This window comes from Tenacibaculum piscium, from assembly GCF_021390755.1.
GTDB lineage: Bacteria > Bacteroidota > Bacteroidia > Flavobacteriales > Flavobacteriaceae > Polaribacter > Polaribacter piscius.
The window spans coordinates 315,197-338,183 of record NZ_JAJGWR010000004.1; the positions used below are offsets into that span (position 1 = coordinate 315,197).

Sequence of the window (22,987 nt, forward strand, 5' to 3'; positions counted from 1 at the left end):
CAATAAAAAATCGTTTTACATTACTTTAACAATTCAATTCCTAAATGAACAATTCAACGAATAAGATTAATAATAGTAAAAAACCAAAAACCTCAAAAACTCCTTGGGCAACGAAAGATGCGATGCGTCAGGTTTATGAATTAAATTTATGGGGAAGTAACAATACAGATTTTTATTCGGGAGCGGGTTCACATGAAACTGAAATTGTAACACCTTATTTATCGGCGGTAAGTTCATTTTTAACATCTTTTGAAACGCCTTTAACGGTTTGCGATTTAGGCTGTGGCGATTTCAATATCGGAAAAGAATTGGTGAAATATACAAAGCAATATATTGCGGTAGATATTGTGCCAGAACTGATAACATATAATACAGAAAAATTCAAAAATATAAATGTAACCTTTCAAACTTTGGATATTGCAAAAGATGCCTTACCAACTGCCGATTGCGTAATTATAAGGCAAGTTTTACAGCATTTATCGAACGATGAGGTTCAAAATGTAGTGAATAAATTAAGTAATTATAAATATGTTATTCTAACCGAACATTTGCCAAATGGCGAATTTATTCCGAATAAAGATATTATTTCAGGACAAGGAATCAGGTTGAAAAAACAAAGCGGATTAGATATTTTAAAAGCTCCTTTTAATTTCAATATAAAAACAGCAAAACAATTAGTTGCTGTTGCTATTAATGGTGTAAATCATCAAAATAATAAATTTAATAAAGGCGTTATTGTAACCACGCTTTACACTATTTTTTAAGATAGCATAAACTACAACCGTATGAATAATTTTAATTTGCGTATTTGTCATCAATGTAAAGGTGAAGGTAAAAAGCCTAGAAGAGTCAATAAAAGAATCAATAAAAATAATAAAACAGCTTTTTTAGAAAAAAAACCGAAAATAACCTATTATAAATGCAAAAATTGTGATGGTTCAGGATTGATAAAAATTATAAAAACGGATACTTCTAGTATTCAAAATGATGAAAATAAAAATAAAGTAGCTGAGAATTATCCTCATATTGCAATTATTGGAGGCGGTATCGGAGGTGTTGCTTTGGCGGTTGCTTGTTTACATCGAAAGATTCCTTTTACACTTTATGAACGCGATCATAATTTTGATGCACGTTCGCAAGGCTACGGATTAACTTTGCAACAAGCCAGCAAGGCAATGGAAAGTTTTGGGATTTTCAAATTGAAAAAAGGTGTTATTTCCACAAAACATATAGTGCATACTTCTGATGGAAAAATAATTGGCGAATGGGGTATGCGAAAATGGGTATCACCAACAATATCAAAAGCATCAAAACAAACATCAAAACGAACGAATATTCACATTGCACGACAATCTTTACGTTTTGAACTCCTTGAACAATTAGGTGATACGAAAGCCATAAAATGGGGACATCAATTGATTGGTTTTAAAGAAAATAATCATCAAAATAACGATGATAAAAAGAATAAAGCCATTACCTTGGATTTTCAAGTTGATGGAAAAACAGATGAAATACACAACGCAACTGCTGATATTGTGGTGGGTGCTGATGGTATCCGAAGTACTGTACGTCGTTTATTATTTGAAAATAGGGAGCAAAAAAATCCACCTTTACGATATTTAGGCTGTATCGTGATATTAGGAATTTGTCCTTTAGATGCTTTAAATGGTTTGGAAAATTCATTATTAGATTCTCAAACGGTATTTCAAACCGCGAATGGAAATGAGCGTATGTATATGATGCCATACGATTCGAGTTCGGTAATGTGGCAATTAAGTTTTCCTATTTCAGAAGAAAAAGCTAAAGAATTAAGTAAGAAAGGAGCAAAGGCATTAAAAGAAAAAGCTTGTCGTAGAACTCCATGGCACACACCGATTCCAGAAATTTTAAACGCTACTTTAGAGGCTCAAATCTCTGGATATCCTGTGTATGATAGAGCGTTACTTTCTTTAGATTTTATGAAAGAAGCCAAAGAAATAACACTTCTTGGTGATGCCGCACATCCAATGAGTCCGTTTAAAGGACAAGGAGCAAACCAAGCATTATTAGACGCATTGTTGTTGGCACGTATGATTTCAAAAAAATGTGGATATTTCTCGAAATGGCGAACATTGGGCATTCGAGAAACGGTATTAACCGATTTTGAAACCCAAATGTTAGCAAGAAGTGCTTCTAAAGTAAAAGGTTCTGCTGATGCTGTAAAAATTTTACATTCTGATACCGTACTTCAACAAGCAAATCGAACACGAGGAAGCGATTTAAAATAGTATTTATTTTAAAAACATTTTCGATACTTTTTCAGCTTTTTTAGTTGTTGAATAATCGTAAAAACCTTCTCCAGATTTCACACCTAATTTTCCTGCATTTACCATATTTACTAATAATGGACACGGTGCATATTTAGGATTTTTAAAACCATCATAAAGCACCTTTAAAATAGCTAAACAAACATCCAAACCAATAAAATCAGCAAGTTGTAAAGGACCCATTGGGTGTGCCATTCCTAATTTCATAACGGTATCAATTTCAGTAACACCAGCAACGCCATTATATAATGTTTCGATGGATTCGTTAAGCATCGGCATTAAAATACGATTTGCCACAAAACCTGGATAATCATTTACTTCAACAGGCGTTTTACCTATTTTTTTCGCTAAATCAACCGTGAAATTCATAACAGCATCCGCCGTATTATATCCTTTGATGATTTCTACCAATTTCATAATTGGCACAGGATTCATAAAATGCATGCCAATAACTTTTTCAGGTCTGTTGGTCGCTCCTGCAATTTGTGTGATCGAAATAGAAGAAGTATTCGTCGCTAAAATCGTTTTTTCAGGACAAAGAGCATCTAATTCTTTAAATATTTTTAATTTTAAGGATAGGTTTTCGCTCGCAGCTTCTACCACTAAATCAGCATTTTGAACGCCTTTTTCAATAGAAGTATGTGTCGAAATATTCTCTAAGGTATTTTTTTTAGCTTCTTCGGATATTTTTTCTTTGATAAGCATTCTGTCTAAATTCTTGGTAATAGTTACCATGGCTTTGTCGAGTGCGTTTTGAGAAATATCAATTAAAGAGACCGAATAACCGAATTGTGCAAAAGTATGTGCAATACCATTTCCCATAGTTCCAGCTCCTATTACAGCAATGTTTTTCATGTTTTTTTTGATAATTAGGTTAATTTTTGAGTGTTTTTTGATGGTATTTTTAGTTATGAAAACAATCAATAATCATGTGAGCAACACGCAATGCTTCTGTTCCTTGAGCTAGTGATACAACGGGAATTGTATCGTTATTAATTGCATTGGCAAAGGATTCTAATTCGTCTAAAATAGCATTATTTTCAACCACGGTAGGATTATCAAAATAAATTTGTTTTTTCACGCCTTCGGCATTTTGCAAAATCATGGCAAATTCGTCAGGACTTTCAGGAACATTTTTCATTTTTACTACTTCGGATTTTTTCTCTAAAAAATCAACAGAAATATAGGCATCTTTTTGAAAAAAACGACTTTTACGCATGTTTTTCATCGAAATTCTACTCGATGTTAAATTAGCAACACAGCCATTTTCAAATTCAATACGTGCATTGGCAATATCTGGCGTATCAGAAATTACAGCAACACCGCTTGCGTGTACATTTTTTACTTTTGATTTCACTACGGATAAAATAATATCAATATCATGAATCATTAAATCTAAGACTACAGGCACATCTGTTCCTCGAGGATTAAATTCTGCTAATCGATGTGTTTCGATAAACATTGGTGTATCAATCATATTTTTAACGGCCATAAAAGAAGGGTTAAAACGCTCTACATGACCAACTTGTCCTTTTACATGATGTTGACTCGCTAATGTTCGAATTGCTTCTGCTTCTAAAACGGTATTGGTTATCGGTTTTTCAATAAAAATATGTTTTCCTTGTTCGATAGCTTGTTTGGCACATTCAAAATGAGATAATGTTGGCGTTACAATATCAATAACATCAACGGCTTTTATTAAATCATCAATAGAATCAAATAATTTATAACCAAATTCATTGGCTATTTTTTGAGCATTTTCAGTAAAAGGATCGTAAAACCCGACCAATTCGTATTTTTCAGATTGTTCTAATAAACGTAAGTGAATTTTCCCTAAATGACCTGCACCTAAAACTCCAGCTTTTAACATAATATGTTTAATTTTTTATTTAAAATTTATTAATTTTACCAGTAATTTCATGGTTATTTTTAACGTTTTTAACTAAAATTTCAAATAAATAGCAACTAAAATTTCAAGAGAAAACATCTTTAAATAACCGTGTTTTTAACCTTATAATTGCTTCGGATATCACCAAAAAAGCAATGCAAACAAAGATACAATTTTATACATATTTATTACTACTTTTGATTTTTTGAAATTAAATTATTACAGACAATTAATTTGAAGTAGTAGTATACGATTTTTTCACTTGAAAAACAGTATTAGTTATTTGTTTTTCAGTGTTTTGTATACGTGCTATTTTTGTTTTTTTAATTATTAAGTTAAAATTGTCAAATTAAAATTATCACAGTAGATTACAATTAATGAGAGATACTACAAAGCATCAAGGACTTCGAAATAAGTTAGCAATTGTTTTACAATCAAAAGGTATTGTTGATGAAAAGGTGTTAAATGCGGTTCGTAAAATCCCAAGACACTTATTTATTGATAGTAGTTTTGAAGCGCACGCTTATCAAGATAAAGCATTTCCTATTACAGCAAATCAAACAATTTCGCATCCGTATACGGTAGCGTTTCAATCGCAGGTTTTAGAGGTAAAAGCAGGAGAAAAAGTACTTGAAATCGGAACAGGTTCAGGATATCAAACAGCGGTTTTGTTAGAATTAAAAGCTAAAGTATATTCTATTGAGCGTCAGCACGAATTGTTTAAAAAAACATCGTTATTTTTACCCAAAATAGGATATCGACCAAAACGTTTTATTTTTGGTGATGGTTATATTGGTTTATCCGAAGAAGCTCCTTTTGATAAAATTATTGTAACCGCAGGTGCGCCTTTTGTGCCAAAACCGTTGTTAAGTCAATTAAAAGTAGGAGGGAAATTACTGATTCCCGTAGGTGATAAAGAGCAAATAATGACGTTATTTATTCGGAAATCGGCAAAAGAATTTGAAAAACACGAATTAGGGGATTTTAAATTTGTACCGATGTTACAAAAGAAAAATTAACAAATCTACTTTTAGTTAGCAGATTTATTAATTTTTAAGTTGATTTTTTGAATATCAAACGATATTATCATTTTGATTATTCTGTAATTATGCTTGCATCAGCAACCATAATTGCTGATGTAATTTCAGCTTTTTCTAGTTGATATTTTTTTTGATATTGTTTTGTTGTTGGTTCATTTTTGGCTAAACCACAAGGGCTTGTACTTCCGCAAGAAGAAAAACCGATAAGACTAAGCGTGCAAATGGTAATAACTATTGTTTTTTTCATTTTGTTTGGTTTAAAAATCAAATATACATATTTCTGATTAATTCACTAGAATCTATTGTTGAATCAATAACGCTAAAACCGACCATTTTATTTTGTATGTTGGTTATTAAGTCTTCAGATATCGGTTCGCCGTCATTCCATTGCGTTATTGATAACCATTCTTGAATGTCTTCCAATTGCTGTTCATATCTGATTGCTAGTGTTTTATCGATGTTTGGTGTTTCTTTAAAATCAGCAGTACAGGTATTAATGGTTTTTAATACTTTTTGTACGGCTTCAAAATGATGTTCCAAAACTTCGTTCCTAACCGCTACCACAAAACAAGGCCAAGGAGTTGGGCAATCTCCTAAGCGTCTAAAAGTCTGATTATCAACTAAAGGTTTTGTTGTAAAATGTTCCCACATAAAATAATCGGCAGTTCCGTTTGTTAAAGCATCGATTCCACCTTGCAAATCACCGACTACTTTAAATTTTAATTGATCGATATCCCAACCATTATTATGAGCATTTACAATTGCCATCAAGTGTGATCCAGAACCAAAACGGCTTATGGCTACGGTAGCATTTTTTAGGTCTTCTATTTTTTTAAAAGATGATTTTTTTCCTACATGAATCCCCCAAATTAACGGACTTTTTACAAATGTCTGTGTTATTTTAGATGGATTTCCATTGATAATATCTTTAATAATTCCTTCGGTAAGTACAATGGCAATATCTACTTCACCAGCACGTAATGCTTTGCACATTGCACCTGTACCACCAGGGAAATCCTGCCAACGTAAGTTGATATCTTGTTTGGTATATTCTTTGTTTTTTAAGGTGGTGTACCATGGATAATTAAAATGTTCAGGAACACCACCTACTTTTAAATTTGTCATTTATTGATTTATTGAACTAATTTATTTAATGTATATATTATTAAATCGGCTGTAATTTTTTCGGGATTTTCACTAAAATCACCTGTTGCTCTGTTTGCGATAATGGCATTCATAGAAACGGCGTTATGTCCTAGTAATTTTGATAATCCATAAATAGCAGAAGTTTCCATTTCTAAATTGGTAATTCTATTATTTTGATATTCAAAACTATCTATTTTATTATTTAGAGTTGCATCTTGTAATGGCAATCGTAATACACGTCCTTGAGGTCCGTAAAAACCGCCTGCTGTAGCTGTGATTCCTTTATAAACTCTAGTAGAGTGTATGTTTGAAGTTATGCCTGAATTTATTTCTGAAGTTATTTTTGATGATAATTTATCTTCTAAAAATGTACTATTAGCAATAATTATTGGACTTGCTTTTTCGGTATTCCAATTGGTGTGTTTTACGAAAGCGTTTTCTATTTCTGGATGAGAAATTGCTGTTATTTGATACGAATGTAACATTCCATTTAAATCTAAAGCGTGTGTGCTTAGTAGAAAACTATTTACAGGAATATCAGCTTGTAAAGAACCAGAAGTTCCGATACGGGTAATATTTAACTGTGTATGTGTCTTTTTTACGTGGCGTGTTTTTAAATCGATATTTACCAAAGCGTCTAATTCGTTTAAAACAATATCAATATTATCAGGACCAATTCCTGTTGAGATTACGGTAAGTCGTTTACCTTTATAAGTTCCTGTAGTTGTTTTAAATTCTCTTTTTTGTGTGGTAAACTCAATCGTATCAAAATGTTGTGTAACTTTATCAACACGATTTTGGTCTCCTACAAAAATAATATCGGTAGCAATATGTGTTGGTTTTAAATTTAAATGATAAATACTTCCATCAGCATTTAAAATAAGTTCAGAGTTTTGTATGTTCATTAACTATTTTAGTTTTAGCGCCACCAAGATAAGAAAAATCAACAGGTAATATTGCATAATAGTTATTTAGATTGATGCTTAATTTTAAGTGCTTCTTTAATTGAGTTTGATATACTTTCAAAAATATACTTTCAAAAAAAATAGAACTGCGATTAACAGTTCTATTTTTATTATTTTTTTAGATGATTTAAAATATATTCTTAAAATTCAGGAATTATATTTTTTCATCTAAGTTTGGGTTTCCTTTTTCAGGATTATAATAATATTGAATTACATAATCAATGGTTTCTTTTTTATCAAAATCAGTATTTGTTCTTTTAATTGATTTGATTGCCATTTTTGCAAAATGTCCGTCATGTGTTTTGAATATAAAAACGATTGGTTTTAAGAGTAAAACATCACGATTTTGTGAAGAACGATAATACCAAGTTTTACGAGAATCTCCAGAAAAATTTCTAGGCAACCAGTTTATAGCGGCTATATAGTTTTCGTAACCTCTATTTAAAGCGTCTTGTTGATATATATGGTCAGGTAACCCAAGAGCAGAAGTACGAGTTTCAAATTCATCTTCTTGCACTGAAACAGCTACATCCTTACTTCTTTTAGGTTCATTTTCTAGTCCTATTTTTTCGCCACCTTCGTATTTTGAAAGTCCATTTACTAGAAAAACACGTCCTCTTATGGCAAAATCCCAAGCATCACTAGTTGGTTCTAAAGCACCTTCTTTAAAGCTAAATTTATGAAAATCACCAGTTTGTTTATCTGTGATTGTTTGGTCTCCAAGGGCAGTTGTAGTAACTTGAAGTGTCTTTGTGTTTGTTTTAGGTAATTTTTCTTCGTCTTTATCGGAACATCCTGTAAGGGTAAGTGTGGTTAAAAAAAGTGCTAAAAAAGTTTTTGATAATAGCATTGTAATTTTTTTCATGATTGTTATTTTATGATTGAAATTTATATATAGATTTTTAATTAAGTTTTTTGTTTCCTGCAACAGGATTTAAAAAATATTTGAAGGTATAATACGGGTATTTATGCTCAAGAACTTCTTTCATTGTTCCAGAAGTATCTCCGTTTTTATAAAGGTCTTCGATTTTTAATTTTACATAATGTCCATTTTTTGTTTTAATCAGTAAAGTTTGGTTCTTTTTTACTCTAAGCGTGTGGTCATCGTGCATTTCGTATGGGTCGAACATTCCTTTTCCAAAATCATCAATTGCCGTTTTTCCAATACCGTCTTGTTTAAAAATAGCATCGCTAGGAACGACAGTTATATTTTCATAATCATCTTTAATAATAGCCGCTGACGCATTTTTTGTTCGCATAGGTTCTAAGACGCCACCAGAGGTATATCCTTGTGTCCATTCTCCGCCATTGATGATGATAATTCTACTTGCAAAGGCAATATCCCAAGAATCATCGGTTACATATGTTGCTTTTTCAAGATTAAATTTGGTGTATACATAATCACCTTTTTCATTTTTAGGAGAAGTAAACATATTTTTAACATGTACGATATTTCCTTCTTTTGTTATCGTGGTAAATTCGGGAACTCGCGAGTCTAAAAATGTTTTTTCTTTTTCATTCTGATTTTCATCTTCCTCATTTTTGTTACAGGATAAATTCAGTATGCTAACTAAAAGCGGTACTAAAAGATACTTTAATTTCATCTTATATTTATTTAGATTAATTATATTATATTTGCAAATGTATTTAATTTAACATAAAATAAAAGGAAATAAAGAAAATAAAATAATAATGAATAATAACTGTTTTTTTAATTTTAAGATCATATTACTTATTAGTTTGGCTATTTTTTATTCCTGTAATAAAAAGGAAGAATTGGTTAAAATCCCTAAAAAAGATGATTATAAGAATTTATTATCCGAAGCAAACAAAATTTTTTCGCCATTGCCAGCAAATGGTTATGTTACATTTAATGAGCTTACTGATGAAAAAATATCTTTAGGAAAACTATTATTTGAAGAAAAAAGATTATCAAAAGATAATACGATTAGTTGTGCATCCTGTCATGATTTAGATAATTTTGGTGCTGATACCGAAGCTGTATCAAAAGGAGTTGCTGGAAAAACAGGAACTCGAAATGCGCCTACGGTATTTAATTCGAGTTTGCATATTGCTCAATTTTGGGACGGACGGGCAAAAACCGTAGAAGAACAAGCAGGAATGCCAATTTTAAATCCTGTAGAAATGGCAATGGAAAGCGAACAAGCCGTTGTTGATAAAATCAGTAAAATTGAAAAATATCAACAATTATTTAAAAAAGCGTATCCAAATCAAGCGAATCCAATAAATTTTGATAATTTAACAAAAGCCATTGGCGCTTTTGAGCGAACGCTATTAATGCCTTCAAAATTTGACGAATATTTAAAAGGAAATCAACAGGCGTTAAATCAGCAAGAGAAAAAAGGCTTGTTTATTTTTATGTCTCGAAATTGTATTTCTTGCCATGATGGTCCGTTAGTTGGTGGTAGTAAAATCCGAAATTTCGGTAGTGATATAAGACCTTACTGGGAACATACTAAAAGTAAAATAATCGATAAAGGGGTGTTTTCAATAACGAATAAACCGATTGATTTATATGCTTTTAAAGTACCATCGTTACGAAATGTGGCAAAAACAGCGCCTTATTTTCACGATGGAAGTGTTGCTAAATTAGAAAATGCTATCAGAATAATGGGAAAAGTTCAGTTAGATAAAAAGTTAGAAGAAGCTGATATTAAGAGTATCAAATTATTTTTAGAAACACTTACGTCTTATAAAAAGAGTTAGTATTTTTCACCGCTAGCGCAAGAATCTTGCTTGTACCGTTATAACAAAACAGCTTAATCTAAAATATTTTCAGATACGGTACGAGCGTGACGCTCGCACTAGCAACTAAAATTTTAAAACTTAAATTAAAAGATACTTAGAGCCTGTTTAAATTTCATCTGAAAAAAATATAGTGGCAAAAAATGACGGCAAGGGGTTAAAACCCCTTGTTAAAAGGAGCTAAAATTACAAAAAAAGTTAAAAACTGTTGCAAATCAGGATGAGAAACTGAAATAAATTCAGTTTGACGCATTTTTATTTTTAAAACAAGGGGTTTTAAGACCGCTAGCGCAAGCATCTTGCTTGTGCCGTTATAAGTAAAATAGCTTAATCTAAAATAAATTCACATACGGTACGAGCGTAAGGCTCCTACTAGCAACTAGTTTAAATATGACAGATTTGATTAAATTCGATTATATCAAAAATAAAAAAAGTGTTAGAATTGATAAATTCTAACACTTTTTTTATGATTTAGATTAGCCTCCAACACGTTTTACGTTAAAGCCTTTATCTTTTAAAATTTGCATGATTTTATCACGATAATCACCTTGAATAATTATTTTATCATCCTTAAAACTACCTCCAACACTAAGTTTGGTTTTAATTTCTTTGGCTAATTTTTTAAAATCTTCGGTAGCGCCCGTGTAGCCATCTAAAATAGTAGTTGGTTTTCCTTTGCGTTTTTCATACTTACAAAGTATCGGGTCATCTTGTAGCCAAATTGCTGACTTTTTTTCAACCTTTACCTCACTTTCTTGATGATCGGGAAATAAGTTTTTTAATTGATCTTTAAAATCCATGCTGTTTTATATTGTTGTTTTTTTGGCTTATTTTTTTAAGCCTAATTCACGTAGGCGTTCGTCTAAAAATTCACCAGCGGTAATATCTTCAAATTTCTTTGGATTTTCAGCATCAATACAATTTTCTAAAACATCTAATTTCATATCAGAAACAGGGTGCATAAAAAATGGAATTGAATAACGTGATGTTCCCCATAATTCTTTTGGTGGATTCGTTACTCTATGTATCGTCGATTTTAATTTATTATTACTATGACGCGATAACATATCGCCCACATTAATCATCAATTCATCAGGTTGTGCAACGGCATCAATCCAATCGCCTTTATGATTCTGAACTTGCAGTCCTTTTCCTTGCGCCCCCATTAATAAGGTAATTAAATTAATATCACCATGAGCAGCCGCTCTTTCAGCGCCTTTAGGTTCGCTTTGAATAGGAGGATAGTGGATAGGACGCAAAATACTGTTTCCATTTTTGATATACTTATCAAAATAAGTTTCTTCTAAATTCAGGTGTAACGCTAAAGAACGCAATACATATTTGGCTGTTTTTTCTAGCATTTTGTAGGTTTGTTCTCCTACTTTATTAAAATTTTCTAGTTCTTGAACCGTTACATTTTCAGGATATATGTTGGCATATTTAGAACTTGCTTCTACATATTGTCCAAAATGCCAAAATTCTTTTAAATCGCCTTCTTTTTTTCCTTTCGCACTTTCTTTTCCAAAAGAAACATAACCTCTTTGACCACCAATACCAGGAATTTCATATTTCTCTTTTACACTCGTTGGTAAATCGAAAAACTTTTTAATTTCAGCATATAAATTCGTAACTAATTCATCATCTAAAAAATGACCTTTTAAGGCTACAAATCCTATATTTTCATAAGCATTACCAATTTCATTGATAAATTTTTGCTTCTTGTTTTTATCTTCGGATAAAAAGTCGGTTAAATTTACGCTCGGAATTTTATTCATTATTAAATATCTTAAAAGTGTTAATAAGTTTTATCATTAAAAGCTGTAAAGTTAGTAAAATCAAGCGTACATCGTGAAATTACTTATTAACAAAAGGAATTAAATAGGATATTGTATAATTGAATCCAAAACCTGTATTGCTTTCAAAAACACGATTAAAACCAGGAGCATAGAGTGTTTTAAAGTTTTTCTGATCATCTACACTCATCATTATTTTATAAGAAAACCCTGCGCTTAAAAATAGATTTTTAAAAGTTTCTACCTTAATTCCTAATTGAATTTCTGTCCAATGAGCTGTAAGTCCAGTTTCGGTAACAGGAGTTTTTATTGTATTTGATGCAAAATAATTAGTACCAACATTTGTTTTATAATTATTCAAGGTTTGGTCGAAACTTGCAAAACCATATCGAAAACCAACATAAATTTCGTTGTTCATATCCAGCCAATTTTTATAGGCATTGTAATTTGCACCAAGTCGTATGAAGTTTCCTTTTGAGGTTGATTTGGTAAAATCTTCGAAAGTTATTTCTTCTTCATAGCCTATTTCAGTGGCGATATACCAATTTTTATAAATTCGATAATCGCCGACTAATTCGAGTCCGCTATAACTTTTATCAAAAATGGCTAGGGCAGGTTTGCTGATATCGATTCCTAAACGCAAGCCATAGCCTGTTTTATAAGATATGGAATCGGTTTTATTTTCGTCTTTATTTTTTTGATTATTTATAATTTCTGTATTCGCTTTTAATCTTTTTTGAGATGTTTTTTGAGAAAAACTATTTAGAGAAAAAAACAAGAAGCAAGAACTAAGAATACACTTAAAAATATATTTGTACATGTGCTTTTTTTTGATTGTCAATAGTCGTTATTTTAGACGTTGATATATTATCAATCCAACCTGTATGCGTTAATTTCACATCATTAAAGATAACTTTATAGCCACATGAACGAGAAACATAAACTTCTTCGGGCTTATAGTTTATAGTTAGTGTTGCTGTTTTATTATTGATACTTAAATTATCGGTCGCATTCATTTTTAACGTATAAACAGTTTGGTTATCCAAACTGTTTAACGGAATATTTATAGAATCGGTATTTTGATTGACAAAAAGACTGTCTTTATTTTGTGCTATTATTGAAAAACGAGTAACTTTCTTTTTTTCAGAAGTATTTTCTTTATCATAAAAGCGAAGCACTAAATTGGGCGTTACGGGATTTTCTACACAAAAATCATCTTTTTCACAAGAGGATAGTCCGATAAAAAAACTCCCTAAAACAAGACACGTAAATATATATTTTTTCATTGAAAAAAGTTTCTTATAAATTATTTTTCGAATAAAACAACGGTTTCGATATGTGCTGTATGTGGAAACTGATCGACTAAACTAATCTTTTTTAGTTTATAACCAGCGTTCATTAATTCTTCTGTATCACGTGCTTGTGTTGCAGGATTACAAGAAACATAGACCATTCTATCGGCATTTAATCGGATGATTTTACGCAATGTTTTTGGCGCAATACCAGCACGAGCAGGATCTAAAATAATGGTTTTAATTTTATTTTGATATTGAGGATGTTCATATAAAAACTTACCAACATCGGCGGCATAAAACTGTAAACCTTCAATTTTATTTCGTTTGGCATTTTCTTTGGCATCTTCAATTGCAGAGGCGACAATATCAACTCCAACTATTTTAGCATTTTCACTTCTTGACGCTAAAATTTGTCCGATAGTTCCTGTTCCACAGAATAAATCCATCACGACAGTATTATCAACAGCTTCTTTATTTTCTAAAGCGTAATCAACGACTTTGGTGTATAATTTTTCTGCGGATTTAGGATTTGTTTGAAAAAAGCTTTTCATGCTAATTTCAAAATTTAAACCTAATAATTCTTCCACAATTTTATCTTTCCCTGTAACAAGTTCGATACTTCCTGAGGTTGCAATGGTTCTATCACCAACTTCATCGTTAATTGTATGTAATAATCCTGCTAAACGATCGCCAAAAATATCTTTTAATAAACTAGCAAAAGCTTGCATATCAAATTTTGGTAAATCAGGTGAAGTGGTTACTAAATTGAATAATAATTCGTTATTTTTATATGATTTACGCACTACAAAATATCGAAAGAAACCTTCTCTTTTTGGTCCGTGCCAAGGCGCTAAACCTGTTTTTTCACAATATTCACGAATTACTTTTAAGTTATCTTCAACTTGCGCATCAAATAAACCAGAATCTTTGTCTAAATTATCACCCATCCACCAAGTTCCACGGCGTTTAAATCCTAAGGTGAAAAAATCGGCATCGGTTTTGTTAACTCTATCGTATCCAATGGCTGAAAAACCATATTCCATTTTATTTCTGTAGTGAAATACGTTTGGAGAAGAGATAAATTCATCAAATAAATCTTCGATATTTTCAACTTTTCCTATTCTTTGAAATAAAGATAAGGTACTTTCTTTTTTATATTGATGTTGTAATTCAATCGGTAATTGAATGTAAGGCGCTCCAGGAATGTCTTGATAAGGCAATGTTACTTCATCTTTTGATGCTTCTAAAACATCAATTAATTTCGCTTCGGCATATTTTTTACTTGATTTGCTAATTTGTGCCTTCACCAATTGACCTGGCAAAGTATTGGGAACAAAAACAACAAAACTACCTTCTTCGGATTTTATTCGTGCGATTCCTTTTCCTCCAAAAGCGTAATCTTCAATTCTTAATTCTAAAACTTGATTCTTTCTTACAAATTTATTTCGTTCTCTACGTGGCATTGGCTGTTATTTATAGGTTTGCAAAATTATGAAAAGTTATGGATTGATTGCATAAAAAAGACTACTCATTTGAGTAGCCTTTTATATAAAACAACGAAATTCTTATTGTTTCACTTCTTGTTTTGCTTCTTTAACCATTTGTTCGTTTGCAACAATAGCAAATTCAACACGTCTATTTTTACTTCTACCTTCTAGTGTTTCGTTAGAGGCAATTGGGTCGTTAATTCCCAAACCTTTAGTTTCAAATCGACTTCCTACAAGTCCTTTACTTGTTAAGTAATTTTTTACAGCATCGGCTCTTTTTCCAGAAAGTGTTAAGTTATATTCAGCTCTACCAGTACTATCGGTGTATCCGTAAATTACGATATTTGTGTTTTTATATTCTTCAAAAACAGGAACTAATTTATCTAAATTTGCTTGTGCTGTTGGTGTTAAGCTTGATTTATTGGTGTTAAATCGAACGGCACTTTCACCTAAAGTAAGCATAATTCCTTCGCCAACTCTTTCGACATCGGCTCCAGGTAGTGCTTCTTTAATTTCACGTGCTTGTTTGTCCATTTTATTACCGATAATACCTCCCGTAACTCCACCGACAACGCCTCCTAGAACAGCTCCTAATTCTGAGTTTTTACCTTTTCCTAAATTATTTCCAAGAACTGCTCCTAAAAGCGCTCCTGCGGTAGTACCGATTACCGCTCCTTTTTGAGTATTGTTAGCATTTTTCACAGAACTACACGAAGTGAATGTGCTACCTATTAATACGACAACAGCTAAACTATAAATGATTGTTTTTTTCATGATATATCTTTTTAAATTACGTACTTATTGATGTTAAATGATTGTAATATTAGTTTCTTTGAAATGAATAAGTAATATTTTTGATACTACCAGCAACATTAATTTTATCAACTAAATCAAAACTTGTTTGTGTTAAATTATTGATGTTTAAAACAAAGCCGTTATTTACATTTTTCGCTTTATGGCTATTGATTATTTTTAATACAAAATTTCCTTCTTTGTTAATGTACCAAGTAGTTGGCGAATTAAAATCAACACAAGAAGTACTCGGATTATTAAGGCTCATTTGTCCTTTATTATTGTTTGAAATAAAGCTCCAATTACTTCCGATAAAACAGTTAGAATCAGTAATATTAAAAGAAGTCACTTTAAATAAGTTAGCACCTGTGTAATTAATTGCGCTAATAGTCCAGTTTCCTTTTAACATTTTTTCAGTTTTGTTGTCTAATTTGGTATTTACTGCTGAAGCGGTCGTTTTACAGCCAATACTCATTGAAATTGTAGCTAAAAATAGCATAAAAAATAAGGTCTTTTTCATGTTTTTCATAATTTGATTTAGATTTATAATAGTTTAAGTCGATTCGTTTTATTTTTTTATTTTTTGATGAAAAATAGTAGGCATTTATCTTCACTATAATTAAGACACTTTTACTGCTTAAAAGTCACCTAAAGATACTTAAAAAACAATTAAAACCCCAGTTTTATTTTGACAAAAAAGCACCTCGATAGAGGTGCTTTAATAATTAATTAATAGCCGTTATTCTAACTATTTTAACATTATTCTTTTTTCGCAACATCGGTTGTGTTGTGGTTTGTATTGTTGCTAAATTTATTTAATATTTTTTCCATTTGTTTACCACCAGCTTCACGACCACCTAATCCAAAAGAAAGTACTACGGTTAAGGCAACCGCACCAAGCGTTATTCCAAAAGCTAAATTGATAATATCATCAGCAATACCCATTTTACCTAAACCGATTGCTAAGAAAACCGCTAAAATAGCAACTCTTACAATACTTCCTACAAATTTATTATCATCACTTTTCATAAAGTTTTTAGAAGTGATTGTTGCAATCCAATTTCCGATCGCTAAAATAAGTAATCCGAATAAAATATTTCCAGCAAGATTTAAAACCGTATTCATAATTTCAGAAAGTTTGCTGAATTCTAATTTATCAATAGCAGTCATCACACCAAATAATACGATAAACGCATATACAATGTTTGCAATTAATTTCTCAACATTCGTTTTACCTGTAAAAGAGTCTAAATTAGCGCTTTTTAATATTTCATTAAGATTTAAACTGTCTAATAAATCTTTAATCAAATTACTTAAAAATTTACCTCCAATAACAAATATTATTAAAATTAACGTTGCTACTAATATTTTAGGAATTGCAGCGAAGAAAATCTCTAACATATTGGTTGCTGGTTGAGAAATAGAATCAACATTTAAAATATTTAAAGCGGCTATTAAAAGCGGAATAAATATAAAGATAAACACAACTTTTTTAAGAATGGTAACAATATTAATATTTTCAGGAAGGTTTAATTTTGGTGCAAATTTTTGAATTGTTCCTCCTGATAACCCAATTAATTCAGAAACAATTGTTGCTAACATATAACCGATATAACCGACAAGTCCTGCGCCTACAATGTTTGGAATAAATTGAGTAAAGCCGTTTAATAATCCTTTAATCGGTTCTAAAACGCTTGTCATTCCTAATTTATCTAGGGCAATCATAAAAACAAAAATCATAATTAAGTAGTACACTAATTTTGATATTAAATCACCAAAACTAATTTTACTATTACTTAATGTTTTATTTAAACCACTTTTATCACTTATTTTATTGATAAGAGATCTAACTAATTTTGCAACTAACCATCCTAAAATAATAATTAATAAGGCGCTAATAGGATTTCCAAAGCTACCTGTAATTTGATTGTACGTGTCTAAAATCTGATTCATTTTTTATATTTTTTAAGTTTTATTAGTTATGGTTATGACACTTGTTTAAATAAATAGTCACTATTAATTTTGATTCCTCTTTTAAAAAAAAATACTGATAAAATTAATTGAAGTTCAATTAGAGCCTTTTTAAATAATAGTTATTTAAAAAGAATCTAAAAAAGCGTCAATTTTTTTTTTAATAGGCATTTTTAAGACTAAAAAACTTAATATTTAGTAATATTGCAACACTTTTTAGGGATGATTTCTTTCCCACGCTGAATTTTCGAAATTTCTTCGAAAGGATAAAGGTGAATAGGAATAGTTTTTTTATTAATTAAAAATTATTTTTAAATGGCTGATTTACAACAAATAACTTCGCAACAAGCGATTGAATTAGAAGACAAATACGGAGCGCACAATTATCACCCGTTACCAGTAGTATTGAGTAAAGGTGAAGGTGTACATGTTTGGGATGTTGAAGGAAAAAAGTATTATGACTTTTTATCTGCTTATTCGGCAGTAAATCAAGGGCATTGTCATCCAAGAATTGTTGATGCCATGGTTAATCAAGCAAAAACATTAACGTTAACTTCTCGTGCTTTTTATAACGATATGTTAGGGAAATATGAAAAATTTGCTACAGAGCTTTTCGGTTTTGACAAATTATTACCAATGAATACAGGTGCAGAAGCCGTAGAAACAGCTTTGAAATTATGTAGAAAATGGGCTTATGAAGTAAAAGGAATCAATGAAAATGATGCTAAAATAGTTGTTTGTGAAAACAATTTCCACGGACGTACTACAACGATTATTTCTTTTTCAAATGATCCTGTAGCTCGTAAAAACTTTGGACCGTTTACGAACGGATTTATCAAAATAGAATATAACAACTTAAAAGCGTTACAAGAAGTTTTAGAAAGCGATAAAAATATTGCTGGTTTCTTAGTAGAACCAATTCAAGGAGAAGCAGGAGTATATGTTCCTTCTGAAGGATATTTAGCAGCAGCAAAAGCTTTATGTGAAAAACATAATGTATTATTTATTGCTGATGAGGTTCAAACAGGAATTGCACGTACAGGTCGTTTATTAGCAACTTGTGGAAACTGTTCTTGTGCTGATAAAAACTGTTCTGGAGAACCAGAAATTAAAGCGGATATTTTAATTTTAGGAAAAGCACTTTCAGGAGGAGCATATCCAGTATCTGCTGTGTTGGCAAATAATAACATTATGGATGTTATTAAACCAGGAAATCACGGGTCTACTTTTGGAGGGAATCCAATTGCTGCTGCTGTAGCAATGGCTGCTTTAGAAGTGGTTCAAGAAGAAAATTTAGCTGAAAACGCATACAATCTTGGTGTGATTTTTAGAGCTGAATTAGCAGAATTTGCTAAAACAACTGATTTAGTATTATCGGTAAGAGGAAAAGGGTTATTAAATGCTGTTCTAATTAACGATACTGAAGATAGTTCAACGGCTTGGGATATTTGTATGAAGTTACGTGATAACGGATTATTAGCTAAACCAACACACGGAAATATTATTCGTTTTGCACCGCCTTTAGTTATGACCGAAGCACAATTAATGGATTGTATCGCAATTATTAAGAAAACTATTTCTGAGTTTAAAAAATAAGCTTCTTATTTTTTTAATATAAAGTGAAAATAAAAAAGGAACGATTTTAATAAATCGTTCCTTTTTTTGTGAATTTTTATAAAATATTATTTTGATTTTTATTGATTCTGATGCTCTAAGAGCCTGTTTAAAAATTAAATAAACTGTCAGTTCGAGTGATTTTTTTCCTTCAAAAAAATTGTATCGAGAACTTTTTTAGTATAAGAGCCTGTTTAAATTTTATTCCAAAAATTTTTGTAACATCAAAATAGTATGGCAAGGGGTTAAAACCCCTTGTTTTAAAATAAAAATGCGTCAAACTGAATTTATTTCAGTTTCTCATCTTAATTTGCCGTAGTTTTTAGCTTTTTTTGTGATTTTAGCTCTTTTTAACAACTTTTTAACAAGGGGTTTTAACCCCTTGCCGTCATTTTTTGCCACTATATTTTTTTCAGAGAAATTTAAACAGGCTCTAAAATTGATTAATATAAAAGAATTCAAATTCTCGATACAATTTTAATTCCTTTTAGTCATTAAAATCACTCGAATTGACAAGAATCATAAAAAAAAAGGGAATAACCGTGGAAAATCAGGATGCGAAACTGAAATAAATTCAGTTTGACGGATTCGATTTTCTGTTTCATGCTATAAAACTTTTTTTTGATGAAATTTAAACAGGCTCTAAAAGTTCTCGATACAATTTTTTGATATAAAAACAGACCTAAATATTTGACCGCTTATTTCTGAATTGTAGTTAAAATAATATTGAAATAAATAGTTATAACCAAAACTTAGTAAATAGACCTAGCCCCGATTGAAGCAATTGTTTGAGCTCCTTTTTTTTGATTTTTCTTCAAAAAAAAGAGCGAGTGCGGAAAGCGGGAAATAGCTTCAAAAAAAAAGTATAATTTATTTTTTCATTTCATGAATTTGTAAATGCTTCTTTAAAATACCTGATGGTGTGTTTTTTGTTTCATCAAAAATTCGAGTGTCACCAAATAAAATAAAACTCTCTTTTGCTCTGGAAACCGCTACATTTAACATATTCGGCTTGTTATCTTTTTCGAAAAATAACGTTCCTTCATCTAAATTTGTATACACCGAACTGAATAAAATAATGCTACGTTCCGCACCTTGCAACGCATGAACCGTTCCTAATTTTATCTTATTGACATTAAAACCCGCTTGGGTTAAGGCTTTTGATAATTCCCCTTTTTGACTCGAAAAGGGCGTAATAATCCCTAAAATATGTTCAATATCAACAACATTATACGCCTCTTGAATTTGCTCTTTATGTTGTTGTAACCACGTAATAATCGCTTTTACTTCACTGATATTATAACGACTGTTGAATTTTTGCTCGCTAACTCCCTCAATATGATATGCCATCATCGAAGGGAAAATTTGATGCTCTTTTGCGACACCTTTCATCGGTTTTAAAATACCGTTGTAGGCGAGTTCATTACAGAAATTAATAATTTCATCGTTGCATCTTCGGTGTTCTAACAAGACCAATCCTCGCTCTTTTTGATCTTGTTCTGCTAAAAAGGTTTCAAATTCACACGCATTTTGAGCCATCTTCATAATACTTCCGCTAGAGGCTAAAAAACCGATTTCATTCAAATAAATTTCCTCTTTTTTATTATTTTCTTTTTCATGAAGAAGATGTAAATTCGATAAATTACCAATATCAATTTTTCTTGGAATAGCCCAAATTGGTTCGATTTGTTTTAAATCACCAATAACAAACGCCTTTTTTGTTAGCGAAAAGACAGGAATACTAACTTCGGGCGTTACTTGACCTGCTTCATCAATAATTAAAAAATCTAAAAAATTATAGAGTGGAAGATACTCGAAAATCGGCTTTCCATACTCGTCTTCTCCCATAAATTGACTGTATAAAAAATGACTCGGTGCCATGTAAAATGTCGCTACAAAACAAGGCGTTAGCATCGCTCTGCGTTTCCATTTGTTTTTAATCGCATTTTCTCCCGTGCCTTTTTCTGTATCATTTTTAAGAGCGTCTTTTGTAGCAACCAACCAACGTGCTTCCCAATAATGAACCGAAAATAAAAATGCTTTATGACGCAATTCCATGTCTAATTCATCATAAAAAAAACGTGCAGAATTATCGTTTGAATTTATTTTTTCATACTCATTTTCCCACATTTTTGCTTCAGAAATAACAGGGAAACCGCTAATTTTATTTTCTGATTTCCAGTTTTTTAATTTTAAATTAGCCTGTAAAGCAAGGTTTAAATTTCCAATACATTCTTTGATAAAGAAAACAGTTTTATCATAATCGTTACTTGTTTCTTCGGATATTTTAAAAATAACTTCAGATGTAGTAGCTGTATTATTAGCGATAGAAATACTGTTCTCAATTTTAAAATATTGAATTATTTTAGCAGCAAAATTATTTTTATTTATAGTTGATTTTAGACGTGTTATTACCGTACGCCATTCTTTTAATTTTGAAATTTTAAACGCATCTTTTTGAATAAAATCCGCTTTATTTACTAGAATCGTATTGATGAAATTAATACTATTTATATAATCTTTTGAAAAATTAACGCCGTCGATTAACGTATTCTGAATCGTGATAATTTCATCTTGTAAATCATTGCAAACATCTTCGAGAGAGTTTGTTTCTGTATCAAAATAATGACAATAATTTGTTAGAAAATAATACTCGGCATCAGCAAGATAAGTATCGTTTTCTAAATCGCACAAAGTTCCTTGATGACCAAATAAATTTCCTTTTAAAAAGTTGATGTTTTTAAGTCCTTTTTCATTCTTAGAATTTGATGGAAGATACGTAGCGTATCCGTTAAAATTAGGAATCCAACGCATAGCTAAAGCATCTAACGAACTTTTTGAATTGATAAAACTATCAATAATATTGGTAACCGCCTGATTATTGTTTGAACATGCTAAAATTACGGGTGCATCTTCTCCTTTTATGGCTGATTTTACAAATTCGGTAGCAACTAAACTTTGTAACAGCGTTGTTTTTCCAGTTCCTGGAGGACCATTTACTGCCATAATCGTATTTTCTGGTGAAATCAAATAAGATAATAACGTTTTTCGTTGGCTTATCGATAATGGAAATTTATTGGACATTTGTCCTAAATGCAAGTGATTATAATTTAAGAAATCGGCATCGGTAACAGGATTTTTTCGGTTTTCAGTACTAAAAAATGGGTCAATTATTTTTGATAAAACAGGCAATGCTGTCTCTTTTGTTTCTTCATTTTTTAATAAATTTTCATACAAAAAAAGAATACTTTTCGCCGTAGAAATTTTGGAACTTACCGCAAAATAAGTGAGTTCATAATGGGTGTGGTAGTCTTGAGTTTTATAATGATTTAAAGTATTGCCCGTAATTTGTGTGAAAATTTGATGGATATATGTCCAATAGTCATCCCAAGAAATTTGCTCATCTTCGTATGTTGGTTCAGGCGTTTCAATATCTTGAGCATTTAAAATAGTGTCAATTTCTGAAAAAATAAAATCATTTTTAATATCGGCAATCGGTGTTAAATAATTGCGGACAATTAATGGAAATAATTCTTTGGGTGCTGATAATTCTCCCGAACGATTTACCGTTGCAATTATCCAAAAAGGATGAATTATACGTTTTTTTTCTGTTTGATAATCTGTTTGGTATTCTAAATTAAAAAGCGAAAATAAAACACTCGTTTGTTGAAGTTTAAACCACGTAGGATGTTCTTTTTTAGTAATTCCTTTTAAGCGATTAATGCGTCTTTCTTCGATATCTAATAGTTCATTGGCTTTTTTTGAATTGATAATTCCATTACTTAAATCAGCTGTTTTTTGATGAAATAAATTTTTAATCTTAGAAATATCAATCGCTAAATTTTCGCTATCAGATAAACTATTCTTATAATATTGTAACCAGTTTTTTTCGTCTTTCATGCCTTTTGAAAATAGCCTGCGAAA

21 protein-coding genes are annotated in these 22,987 nt (G+C 30.9%); 5 read left to right on the forward strand and 16 right to left on the reverse strand.

The features are described 5' to 3' along the window. Window positions 1-44: 44 nt before the first annotated feature. Window positions 45-764 (forward strand): class I SAM-dependent methyltransferase, encoded by a 720-nt coding sequence (locus L0U72_RS09265; protein WP_233898955.1) that lies wholly within the window; start codon window positions 45-47, stop codon window positions 762-764. Window positions 765-785: 21 nt separating this feature from the next. Then, entirely contained in the window at window positions 786-2,267 is a 1,482-nt protein-coding gene (locus tag L0U72_RS09270; protein WP_233898956.1) for an FAD-dependent oxidoreductase, read from the forward strand. Window positions 2,268-2,270: 3 nt separating this feature from the next. Here the strand turns inward: L0U72_RS09270 and L0U72_RS09275 are convergent, their stop codons facing one another. Continuing rightward, the gene (locus tag L0U72_RS09275) at window positions 2,271-3,185 is read right to left on the reverse strand and encodes a 3-hydroxyacyl-CoA dehydrogenase family protein (RefSeq protein ID WP_338116490.1); all 915 of its coding nucleotides are present in this window, start codon (window positions 3,183-3,185) and stop codon (window positions 2,271-2,273) included. 25 nt (window positions 3,186-3,210) lie between these two features. Beyond that, a complete protein-coding gene (locus L0U72_RS09280) occupies window positions 3,211-4,176 on the reverse strand; it encodes a Gfo/Idh/MocA family protein (protein WP_101917353.1) in 966 nt (321 codons plus the stop codon). A 395-nt stretch (window positions 4,177-4,571) separates the two neighbouring features. Between L0U72_RS09280 and L0U72_RS09285 the strand changes: the two genes are divergently transcribed. Next, on the forward strand, window positions 4,572-5,213 hold the full coding sequence (locus L0U72_RS09285; RefSeq protein ID WP_101917352.1) for a protein-L-isoaspartate(D-aspartate) O-methyltransferase: 642 nt from the start codon (window positions 4,572-4,574) through the stop codon (window positions 5,211-5,213). A gap of 76 nt (window positions 5,214-5,289) precedes the next feature. Here the strand turns inward: L0U72_RS09285 and L0U72_RS09290 are convergent, their stop codons facing one another. The 5 genes from L0U72_RS09290 to L0U72_RS09310 all read right to left on the reverse strand — a co-directional run bounded on the left by L0U72_RS09290 (window position 5,290) and on the right by L0U72_RS09310 (window position 8,949). Then, complete coding sequence (locus L0U72_RS09290) at window positions 5,290-5,481, reverse strand: hypothetical protein (RefSeq protein WP_101917350.1); 192 nt, start codon at window positions 5,479-5,481, stop codon at window positions 5,290-5,292. Window positions 5,482-5,498: 17 nt separating this feature from the next. Next, window positions 5,499-6,359 carry a substrate-binding domain-containing protein gene (locus L0U72_RS09295; RefSeq protein WP_101917349.1) on the reverse strand — a complete coding sequence of 287 codons (861 nt, stop codon included), beginning with the start codon at window positions 6,357-6,359 and terminating at the stop codon, window positions 5,499-5,501. Window positions 6,360-6,367: 8 nt separating this feature from the next. Further along, complete coding sequence (locus L0U72_RS09300) at window positions 6,368-7,285, reverse strand: nucleoside phosphorylase (protein ID WP_233885253.1); 918 nt, start codon at window positions 7,283-7,285, stop codon at window positions 6,368-6,370. A gap of 214 nt (window positions 7,286-7,499) precedes the next feature. Next, complete coding sequence (locus tag L0U72_RS09305) at window positions 7,500-8,210, reverse strand: hypothetical protein (RefSeq protein ID WP_233885258.1); 711 nt, start codon at window positions 8,208-8,210, stop codon at window positions 7,500-7,502. Window positions 8,211-8,247: 37 nt separating this feature from the next. Beyond that, window positions 8,248-8,949 carry an HmuY family protein gene (locus L0U72_RS09310; protein WP_233898957.1) on the reverse strand — a complete coding sequence of 234 codons (702 nt, stop codon included), beginning with the start codon at window positions 8,947-8,949 and terminating at the stop codon, window positions 8,248-8,250. Window positions 8,950-9,037: 88 nt separating this feature from the next. Between L0U72_RS09310 and L0U72_RS09315 the strand changes: the two genes are divergently transcribed. Beyond that, window positions 9,038-10,072: a cytochrome-c peroxidase gene (locus tag L0U72_RS09315; protein ID WP_233898958.1), complete on the forward strand. Its 1,035-nt coding sequence runs from the start codon at window positions 9,038-9,040 to the stop codon at window positions 10,070-10,072. Between the two features lie 515 nt (window positions 10,073-10,587). Here L0U72_RS09315 and L0U72_RS09320 read toward each other — a convergent pair. The 8 genes from L0U72_RS09320 to L0U72_RS09355 all read right to left on the reverse strand — a co-directional run bounded on the left by L0U72_RS09320 (window position 10,588) and on the right by L0U72_RS09355 (window position 17,431). After that, a complete protein-coding gene (locus L0U72_RS09320) occupies window positions 10,588-10,911 on the reverse strand; it encodes a translation initiation factor (RefSeq protein WP_101915731.1) in 324 nt (107 codons plus the stop codon). Between the two features lie 27 nt (window positions 10,912-10,938). Further along, entirely contained in the window at window positions 10,939-11,886 is a 948-nt protein-coding gene (locus L0U72_RS09325; protein WP_233898959.1) for an isopenicillin N synthase family dioxygenase, read from the reverse strand. Between the two features lie 79 nt (window positions 11,887-11,965). Then, on the reverse strand, window positions 11,966-12,724 hold the full coding sequence (locus tag L0U72_RS09330) for a DUF6048 family protein (RefSeq protein ID WP_233898960.1): 759 nt from the start codon (window positions 12,722-12,724) through the stop codon (window positions 11,966-11,968). Continuing rightward, entirely contained in the window at window positions 12,705-13,190 is a 486-nt protein-coding gene (locus tag L0U72_RS09335) for a DUF6452 family protein (protein WP_101917335.1), read from the reverse strand. Before L0U72_RS09335 ends, L0U72_RS09330 begins: the two co-directional genes overlap by 20 nt. A 20-nt stretch (window positions 13,191-13,210) precedes the next feature. Further along, entirely contained in the window at window positions 13,211-14,662 is a 1,452-nt protein-coding gene (gene rlmD, locus L0U72_RS09340; RefSeq protein ID WP_233898961.1) for a 23S rRNA (uracil(1939)-C(5))-methyltransferase RlmD, read from the reverse strand. Window positions 14,663-14,764: 102 nt separating this feature from the next. Further along, the gene (locus L0U72_RS09345; RefSeq protein WP_233898962.1) at window positions 14,765-15,460 is read right to left on the reverse strand and encodes an OmpA family protein; all 696 of its coding nucleotides are present in this window, start codon (window positions 15,458-15,460) and stop codon (window positions 14,765-14,767) included. Between the two features lie 49 nt (window positions 15,461-15,509). Beyond that, entirely contained in the window at window positions 15,510-15,998 is a 489-nt protein-coding gene (locus L0U72_RS09350; protein ID WP_233898963.1) for a lipocalin family protein, read from the reverse strand. Window positions 15,999-16,237: 239 nt separating this feature from the next. Further along, complete coding sequence (locus L0U72_RS09355) at window positions 16,238-17,431, reverse strand: mechanosensitive ion channel (protein ID WP_233898964.1); 1,194 nt, start codon at window positions 17,429-17,431, stop codon at window positions 16,238-16,240. Between the two features lie 333 nt (window positions 17,432-17,764). Between L0U72_RS09355 and rocD the strand changes: the two genes are divergently transcribed. Further along, complete coding sequence (gene rocD, locus L0U72_RS09360; protein WP_233862033.1) at window positions 17,765-19,045, forward strand: ornithine--oxo-acid transaminase; 1,281 nt, start codon at window positions 17,765-17,767, stop codon at window positions 19,043-19,045. 888 nt (window positions 19,046-19,933) lie between these two features. Here the strand turns inward: rocD and L0U72_RS09365 are convergent. Then, window positions 19,934-22,963 carry a DEAD/DEAH box helicase gene (locus tag L0U72_RS09365; protein WP_233898965.1) on the reverse strand — a complete coding sequence of 1,010 codons (3,030 nt, stop codon included), beginning with the start codon at window positions 22,961-22,963 and terminating at the stop codon, window positions 19,934-19,936. Window positions 22,964-22,987: the final 24 nt, after the last annotated feature.

Excerpts from the sequence above, each read along its gene's own strand:
- L0U72_RS09265 (WP_233898955.1), top strand. The coding sequence starts at position 45 with ATGAACAATTCAACGAATAAGATTAATAATAGTAAAAAACCAAAAACC.
- L0U72_RS09270 (WP_233898956.1), top strand. The coding sequence starts at position 786 with ATGAATAATTTTAATTTGCGTATTTGTCATCAATGTAAAGGTGAAGGT.
- L0U72_RS09280 (WP_101917353.1), bottom strand. The coding sequence starts at position 4,176 with ATGTTAAAAGCTGGAGTTTTAGGTGCAGGTCATTTAGGGAAAATTCAC.
- L0U72_RS09285 (WP_101917352.1), top strand. The coding sequence starts at position 4,572 with ATGAGAGATACTACAAAGCATCAAGGACTTCGAAATAAGTTAGCAATT.
- L0U72_RS09290 (WP_101917350.1), bottom strand. The coding sequence starts at position 5,481 with ATGAAAAAAACAATAGTTATTACCATTTGCACGCTTAGTCTTATCGGT.
- L0U72_RS09295 (WP_101917349.1), bottom strand. The coding sequence starts at position 6,359 with ATGACAAATTTAAAAGTAGGTGGTGTTCCTGAACATTTTAATTATCCA.
- L0U72_RS09300 (WP_233885253.1), bottom strand. The coding sequence starts at position 7,285 with ATGAACATACAAAACTCTGAACTTATTTTAAATGCTGATGGAAGTATT.
- L0U72_RS09305 (WP_233885258.1), bottom strand. The coding sequence starts at position 8,210 with ATGAAAAAAATTACAATGCTATTATCAAAAACTTTTTTAGCACTTTTT.
- L0U72_RS09310 (WP_233898957.1), bottom strand. The coding sequence starts at position 8,949 with ATGAAATTAAAGTATCTTTTAGTACCGCTTTTAGTTAGCATACTGAAT.
- L0U72_RS09315 (WP_233898958.1), top strand. The coding sequence starts at position 9,038 with ATGAATAATAACTGTTTTTTTAATTTTAAGATCATATTACTTATTAGT.
- L0U72_RS09320 (WP_101915731.1), bottom strand. The coding sequence starts at position 10,911 with ATGGATTTTAAAGATCAATTAAAAAACTTATTTCCCGATCATCAAGAA.
- L0U72_RS09325 (WP_233898959.1), bottom strand. The coding sequence starts at position 11,886 with ATGAATAAAATTCCGAGCGTAAATTTAACCGACTTTTTATCCGAAGAT.
- L0U72_RS09330 (WP_233898960.1), bottom strand. The coding sequence starts at position 12,724 with ATGTACAAATATATTTTTAAGTGTATTCTTAGTTCTTGCTTCTTGTTT.
- L0U72_RS09335 (WP_101917335.1), bottom strand. The coding sequence starts at position 13,190 with ATGAAAAAATATATATTTACGTGTCTTGTTTTAGGGAGTTTTTTTATC.
- rlmD (WP_233898961.1), bottom strand. The coding sequence starts at position 14,662 with ATGCCACGTAGAGAACGAAATAAATTTGTAAGAAAGAATCAAGTTTTA.
- L0U72_RS09345 (WP_233898962.1), bottom strand. The coding sequence starts at position 15,460 with ATGAAAAAAACAATCATTTATAGTTTAGCTGTTGTCGTATTAATAGGT.
- L0U72_RS09350 (WP_233898963.1), bottom strand. The coding sequence starts at position 15,998 with ATGAAAAAGACCTTATTTTTTATGCTATTTTTAGCTACAATTTCAATG.
- L0U72_RS09355 (WP_233898964.1), bottom strand. The coding sequence starts at position 17,431 with ATGAATCAGATTTTAGACACGTACAATCAAATTACAGGTAGCTTTGGA.
- rocD (WP_233862033.1), top strand. The coding sequence starts at position 17,765 with ATGGCTGATTTACAACAAATAACTTCGCAACAAGCGATTGAATTAGAA.
- L0U72_RS09365 (WP_233898965.1), bottom strand. The coding sequence starts at position 22,963 with ATGAAAGACGAAAAAAACTGGTTACAATATTATAAGAATAGTTTATCT.